The sequence below is a fragment of the Leclercia adecarboxylata genome (assembly GCF_035787115.1).
Classification (GTDB): Bacteria; Pseudomonadota; Gammaproteobacteria; order Enterobacterales; family Enterobacteriaceae; genus Enterobacter; species Enterobacter adecarboxylatus_E.
This window is the reverse complement of the sequence record NZ_JALKTL010000007.1, coordinates 244,030-250,515: the sequence shown is the minus strand read 5'-3', so window position 1 is coordinate 250,515 and position 6,486 is coordinate 244,030. Positions and strand designations below refer to the sequence as shown.

At 55.4% G+C, this 6,486-nt stretch carries 6 protein-coding genes; 2 read left to right on the top strand and 4 right to left on the bottom strand.

The window, feature by feature from the left end; genetic code table 11:
- Positions 1-459: 459 nt before the first annotated feature.
- Both MXM41_RS20000 and mdtD read left to right on the top strand, forming a co-directional pair.
- The gene (locus MXM41_RS20000; RefSeq protein ID WP_325933911.1) at positions 460-1,152 is read left to right on the top strand and encodes a FadR/GntR family transcriptional regulator; all 693 of its coding nucleotides are present in this window, start codon (positions 460-462) and stop codon (positions 1,150-1,152) included.
- 20 nt (positions 1,153-1,172) lie between these two features.
- Positions 1,173-2,600 carry a multidrug transporter subunit MdtD gene (mdtD, locus tag MXM41_RS19995; RefSeq protein ID WP_325933909.1) on the top strand — a complete coding sequence of 476 codons (1,428 nt, stop codon included), beginning with the start codon at positions 1,173-1,175 and terminating at the stop codon, positions 2,598-2,600.
- On the opposite strand, the gene rbsR is transcribed toward mdtD, so the two are convergent.
- From rbsR to rbsC, 4 genes are all read right to left on the bottom strand, one after another.
- Complete coding sequence (gene rbsR / locus MXM41_RS19990; protein WP_325933907.1) at positions 2,566-3,558, bottom strand: ribose operon transcriptional repressor RbsR; 993 nt, start codon at positions 3,556-3,558, stop codon at positions 2,566-2,568. The genes mdtD and rbsR overlap by 35 nt on opposite strands.
- Positions 3,559-3,561: 3 nt before the next feature.
- The gene (gene rbsK, locus MXM41_RS19985) at positions 3,562-4,491 is read right to left on the bottom strand and encodes a ribokinase (RefSeq protein ID WP_325933922.1); all 930 of its coding nucleotides are present in this window, start codon (positions 4,489-4,491) and stop codon (positions 3,562-3,564) included.
- Positions 4,492-4,598: 107 nt separating this feature from the next.
- Positions 4,599-5,489, bottom strand: a complete 891-nt coding sequence (rbsB, locus tag MXM41_RS19980; RefSeq protein ID WP_325933905.1) for a ribose ABC transporter substrate-binding protein RbsB — start codon at positions 5,487-5,489, stop codon at positions 4,599-4,601.
- A gap of 27 nt (positions 5,490-5,516) precedes the next feature.
- Entirely contained in the window at positions 5,517-6,482 is a 966-nt protein-coding gene (gene rbsC / locus MXM41_RS19975) for a ribose ABC transporter permease (protein WP_325933903.1), read from the bottom strand.
- Positions 6,483-6,486 lie beyond the last annotated feature (4 nt).

Below are 6,486 nucleotides of genomic sequence, written 5' to 3'. Positions count from 1 at the left end.
AACTTCGTAATGAATTACGTGTTCACTCTTTGAGACTTGGTATTCATTTATTGTCCGAGGACATTAAGAATCCATGTCACTTTGAGTGCCCACACAGATTGTCTGATAAATTGTTAAAGAGCAGTGCAACGCGGCTTTCGCTCACCGTTGCGAGGTCCCGTATATTACGTTTTCCTCATTCAGAGTCAAGCGATTATTTCACACTTTTCTCTGCCGGCGTTCATCGCTGAACCCCGCTGACCCGGCGGCTTGCGTGCCGTTGTTCCGTGTCAGTGGAGGCGCATTATAGGGAGTTCTTCGCCGCTGACAAGCGTAAATTTAAAAAAATTTACCAACCGTGTTTTTTTTCACCAAAAGCCTCATCTTTTCGCCAGAAACAGCGCTAATTGTCGTTTTAGCCACCACAATACGCGTGCAGGTGGCATACTTATTGGCATTAAGACTTAAGGAATATGCGTTATGCCTTTAAGCGCGCAACAGCTGGCGGCACAAAAAAACCTTTCCTATGTGCTGGCAGAAAAACTGGCTCAACGGATCCTGACAGGTGAATATCCACCTGGCAGCATTCTGCCGGGTGAACTGGAACTGGGCGAACAGTTTGGCGTGAGCCGAACAGCCGTTCGTGAAGCCGTGAAGACGCTGACCGCGAAAGGAATGGTACTTCCCCGTCCGCGCATCGGTACCCGCGTAATGCCCCAGGGCAACTGGAACTTTCTCGATCAGGAGCTGCTCTCCTGGTGGATGACGGAAGATAACTTCCAGCAGGTCATTGACCATTTCCTTGTCATGCGCAGTAGCCTGGAGCCGCAAGCCTGCTTGCTGGCCGCCACAATCGGAACCGCAGAGCAAAAGGCCCGGTTAAATACCCTGATGGATGAGATGGTTCGTCTGAAGAATAACTTTAATCGTGAACGCTGGATTGATGTGGATATGGCCTGGCACGAACATATCTATGAGATGAGCGGTAATCCTTTCCTGACCTCCTTTGCCTCGCTCTTTCATTCTGTTTATCACACCTACTTTACGTCTATTACCCAGGATGAAGTGGTGAAGCTGGATTTACACCAGGCGATTGTCGATGCCATACAGGATAGCGATGGGCCGCGTGCCATGACCGCCAGCCAGGCACTGCTTGCCCCACCAGCACGGTAGCAATAACAACAGGAATTCGAATGACAGTAAAAAAAGCACGCAGCATGGCGGGCTTGCCGTGGATAGCGGCAATGGCCTTCTTTATGCAGGCGCTTGATGCGACCATCCTCAACACCGCCCTTCCGGCGATAGCCCAAAGCCTTAACCGTTCTCCGCTGGCCATGCAGTCGGCCATCATCAGTTATACCCTGACCGTTGCGATGCTGATCCCTGTCAGCGGCTGGCTGGCCGATCGCTTCGGCACGCGTCGTGTCTTTATGCTGGCGGTAACGTTGTTTACGCTGGGCTCGCTGGCATGCGCACTCTCCAGTTCACTGGGAGAGCTGGTTATCTTCCGGGTGATCCAGGGGATTGGCGGCGCCATGATGATGCCTGTCGCGCGCCTGGCGTTGTTAAGGGCCTATCCACGCAGCGAACTGTTGCCGGTACTTAACTTTGTCACTATGCCAGGCCTGGTCGGGCCGATCCTCGGTCCGGTACTGGGTGGGGTTCTTGTTACCTGGGCCAGCTGGCACTGGATATTCCTCATTAATATTCCGATTGGGGTTGCCGGGCTTTTCTATGCCCGCAAATTTATGCCGAACTTCACCACTCCACGGCGTAAATTCGACATGGGCGGGTTTTTCCTGTTTGGCCTGAGCCTGGTGCTGTTTTCCAGCGGGATGGAGCTGTTCGGTGAGAAAGTGGTGGCGACCTGGCTGGCCGTCTCCATCATCTTCAGCGGTATTGTTCTTTTTCTTCTTTATATTCGTCACGCACGTCGCCACCCGACGCCGCTTATTTCGCTCTCGCTGTTTAACACCCGCACCTTCTCGGTTGGCATTGGCGGTAACATTGCCTCACGGCTGGGTACCGGTTGTGTTCCTTTCCTTATGCCGTTGATGCTGCAGGTTGGATTTGGCTATCCGGCCCTGATTGCGGGCTGCATGATGGCGCCTACAGCGGTCGGTTCGATTCTGGCTAAGTCTGGCGTGACCCAGTTGTTACGCAGGCTGGGCTACCGCAGGACGCTGGTTGGCGTGACGGTCTTTATTGGCGTGATGATTGCGCAGTTCTCACTGCAGTCGGCAGCCTTGCCGGTGTGGATGCTGATCCTGCCGCTGTTTGTGCTGGGGATGGCGATGTCTGTCCAGTTCACCTCAATGAACACCATCACCCTGGCCGATCTCAACGACGAGAATGCCAGCGGCGGTAACAGCGTTCTGGCGGTCACCCAACAGCTGTCCATAAGCCTTGGGGTGGCGGTAAGTGCGGCGGTACTGCGTTTTTATGAAGGGTTCGACAGCACGAATACTGTCGAACAATTTCACTGGACCTTTATCACGATGGGCGTGCTGACGGTTATCTCTGCCCTGGTCTTTATGCTGTTAAAACCGAAAGACGGTCGTAACCTCATTAAAGAGCGTCACAAACCTAAACCGACCCCCGTTCCATCAGAACAGGAGTAAGCTGCAGCCGCTGTTGTTGCAGTGCGGGCTGGGCGATACGATGGATCAGCACATCAATCGCCAGCTCGCCCAGTTCATCCTTTGGCTGATGTATGGTGGTGAGCGGCGGCGTCATATACTGCGCCAGTTCGATATCGTCATAACCCACCACGGCGATATCGTCCGGGATACGCAGTCCCGCCTGATAAAGCGCCTTATAAGCCCCCACCGCCATCGCATCATTACCAATAAAGACCGCCTGTGGGCGCTCTTTTTGTGCCAGTAGCACCTGCATCGCCTCAAACCCACCGCTAAATTCAAAGTCACCGGTGATCTGATAGCTGTCAGGTACCGGTAAACCGGCGCGCGCCATGGCCACCAGAAATCCTTCCAGCCGCAGGCGGGCAGGGGTTTTATCCAGTGGACCGGTAATACAGGCGATGCGGGTATAGCCTTTATCAATCAGATGCTGCGTCGCCATGTCCCCACCCAGCAACGAGTTATCCTGGATCAGATCGCTGGTGCCGTCGAAGGGTGCCCAGTCCATCATTACCGTAGGAACGGAAGGGTAGCGCTGCATAATCTCGGGTGAGGGCTGGTGCGTTTCGGTACACAGCAGCAGCAATCCGTCGACGCGCTTTTGCATCAGCGTCTCCAGATTACGGTTCATGCGCTGTTCATCACCCTCGGTATTGCATAACACCAGGCTGTATCCACGTTCAAAACAGCTGCGCTCGACGCCGCGCACCAGTTCAGAGTAAAAGGGGTTAGTACTGGCCGTAATGAGCATGCCAATGGTGCGCGTCTGGTTGAGCTTAAGACTGCGCGCCAGAGCGGATGGCGCATAATTGAGGGATTTAACGGCAGCCTCGACCTTCTCCCGGATCGCCTCGCTGACGAAGCGATCGTTATTGATGACGTGGGAGACCGTCGAAGTAGAGACGCCCGCCATGCGAGCGACATCTTTCATTGTGGCCAAACGTTACCTCTGCTGACTTAAAAATTCATCGATCTCATTGCGCCATGGAACAGATGGCTGTGCGCCCGGGCGGGTGACCGCAATGGCAGCCGCCGCATGGGCAAAGCGAATTGCGTTATCCAACTGTTCACCTTCCAGCAGCGCCGTCACCAGCGCGCCATTAAAGGTATCGCCCGCGGCGATGGTATCGACAGCTTTCACCTTAAAGCCGGGAACGCGGCGACCTTCACCCTCGACGCTGGCCCATACACCACGGCTGCCCAGGGTAATGATGACCGTATGAATGCCTTTATCGTGTAAGGCTTTCGCCGCGCGCGCCGCATCCTCATCGCTTTCAACACGAATGCCCGTCAGTTTTTCGGCTTCGGTTTCGTTCGGGGTGATGATGTCCACCAGCGCCAGAAGCTCGTCTGATAATACACGGGCCGGCGCGGGATTTAGTACGACAGTGGTATGATTTTCATGGGCAATTTTCGCAGCCGCCAGCACGCTTTCCACCGGCGACTCCAGTTGCATCAGCAGGGCGTCGGCACCCGCGATAAGAGAGTGTTGCGCCGCCACGCGTTCAGGGTTCAGCGCCGCGTTTGCACCCGCATGAATACCGATAACATTCTCACCTTCCCCGTTGACAAAAATCAGCGCCACGCCGGTTGATTCGCCTTCGACCACGCTTACCGGCGCAATATCGATGTTGTCGCTTGCCAGCTGGTTGCGAACGCGCTCCCCGGTATCGTCATCGCCCGTACAGGCGATAAAGGCGATGCTCGCCCCGCTGCGTCCGGCGGCAACCGCCTGGTTAGCGCCTTTGCCGCCAAAGGCGACCTGATAGCGACTACCCGTTACGGTTTCGCCCGGCGTCGGGAAAGCGTCAAGGTTGAGAATGTGATCGGCATTAATACTGCCAAGGACGACGAGCTTACCTGCGGTTTTCATAGTTGAAGTGTCCATCAGAGAGTGCCACCGGGATGGCCCGGTGGCGTATGCCACTCTTTTCTTTATATGTTGTCCCTCAGGCAGCCAGCGACTGCCTGAATCGCATATTACTGCTTGATGACCAGCTTCAGGTCAACAGGGTATTTGGCCTGCACTTTTTCGCCCTTCAGCACTTTGTCAGCAGCCTGTACGCCAGTGGCGCCGATCTGCTCCGGCAGCTGAGCAATGGTCGCAGCCAGTTTGCCATCGTTTACGGCTTTTTCTCCATCTGGCGTGCCGTCAAATCCAACCACCATCACATCAGATTTACCCGCAGTCTGCAGCGCACGCAGGGCGCCCAGCGCCATTTCGTCGTTCTGTGCAAATACTGCTTTAACGTCCGGATGCGCGGTCAGCAGGTTCTGCATGACGTTCAGACCTTTAGTACGATCGAAGTCTGCCGGCTGGCTGGCCAGCACGTTGAATTTATGGGCAGCGACCGCCTGCTGGAAGCCTTCGCCACGCTCACGGGCTGCTGAGGTACCAGCGATACCCTGCAGTTCGATAACTTTGGCGCCTTCGCCCGCTTTTTTGGCGATGTAGTCACCGGCGATTTTGCCGCCCAGCACGTTATCAGAAGCAATGTGGCTCACCACTTCGCCTTTATTTGCCTGACGGTCAAGGGTGATCACCGGGATGTTAGCCTGGTTCGCCATCTTCACGGCGTTACCTACCGCGTCGGAATCGGTTGGGTTGATCAGCAGAATTTTGGTGCCGCGAACGGTCAGGTCCTGCACGTTAGCCAGCTCTTTTGCCGGGTTGTTCTGGGAGTCGAGGATCACCAGGTTGTAGCCCAGCTTGTCGGCTTCTTTCTGCGCACCATCCTTCAGGGAGACGAAGAACGGGTTATTCAGGGTAGAAACCACCAGCGCGATGGTGTCTTTCGCCATGGCGTTTGCACTCACAGTTGCGCTCAGCGCGACAGCAGAAACCAGGGTAGCCAGTTTTTTCATGTTCATATCAAAGATGTCCTGTAGTGTCGTCAGTTACTGTTTTTTGTTGTCTACCAGTACCGCCAGCAAAATCACTACTGCTTTAACGATCATCTGGTAATAGGAAGAAACACCTAACAAATTCAAACCATTATTCAGGAAGCCGAGGATCAGCGCGCCGATAAGCGTGCCCACAATTCGGCCTTTGCCCCCGGCCAGGCTGGTGCCGCCCAGTACAACCGCGGCGATGGCATCCAGCTCGTAGCCCGTACCCGCCGTCGGTTGTGCAGAGGAGAGTCGCGCCACTTCGATAATCCCTGCCAGCGAAGCCAGCAGGCCGCACAGGGAGTAGACGATAACTTTGACTTTATTGACGCTGATACCGGACAAACGCGTCGCCGCTTCGTTACCACCCAGCGCATAGATATAGCGACCCAGACGGGTGTGATGCAGCATGTACCACGCCGCAAGGAAGACCAGGCCCATGATCCAGACCGGCGTCGGGATACCCAGCGGACGACCAATACCAAACCAGCCAAACAGATCGGCGTTGTCGGTAAAGCCGGTATTAACCGGACTGCCGTTGGTGTAGACCATCGTCACACCGCGCAGCAGCAGCATCATGACCAGGGTAGCGATAAACGCCTGCACGCGGCCTTTCGCGACAATCATCCCGGTAACCGCACCGATCGCCGCACCCAGCGCCAGCGCAGCTGCAACGGCCACCAGCGCGTTGACTTCAATCCCTACAATTGAAGCGGCAACCGCGCCGGTGAGCGCCAGCAGGGAACCGACGGACAGGTCGATACCCGAGGTCAGGATCACCAGCGTCATCCCCACCGCCATAATGGCGTTCACGGACGTCTGCTGGAGGATATTGAACAGGTTATTAACGGTAAAAAAGTTCGGGCTCATGGTGGAGACAATCGCGATCAGCACCAGCAGGGCAATCAGCGATTTTTGGTCCATCAACCATGCCTTAGTGAAATAGCGGCGTCCAGAAACAGCCTGGGTAGTCATCTTC

Excerpts from the sequence above, each read along its gene's own strand:
- mdtD (WP_325933909.1), top strand. The coding sequence starts at position 1,173 with ATGACAGTAAAAAAAGCACGCAGCATGGCGGGCTTGCCGTGGATAGCG.
- MXM41_RS20000 (WP_325933911.1), top strand. The coding sequence starts at position 460 with ATGCCTTTAAGCGCGCAACAGCTGGCGGCACAAAAAAACCTTTCCTAT.
- rbsB (WP_325933905.1), bottom strand. The coding sequence starts at position 5,489 with ATGAACATGAAAAAACTGGCTACCCTGGTTTCTGCTGTCGCGCTGAGC.
- rbsK (WP_325933922.1), bottom strand. The coding sequence starts at position 4,491 with ATGAAAACCGCAGGTAAGCTCGTCGTCCTTGGCAGTATTAATGCCGAT.
- rbsC (WP_325933903.1), bottom strand. The coding sequence starts at position 6,482 with ATGACTACCCAGGCTGTTTCTGGACGCCGCTATTTCACTAAGGCATGG.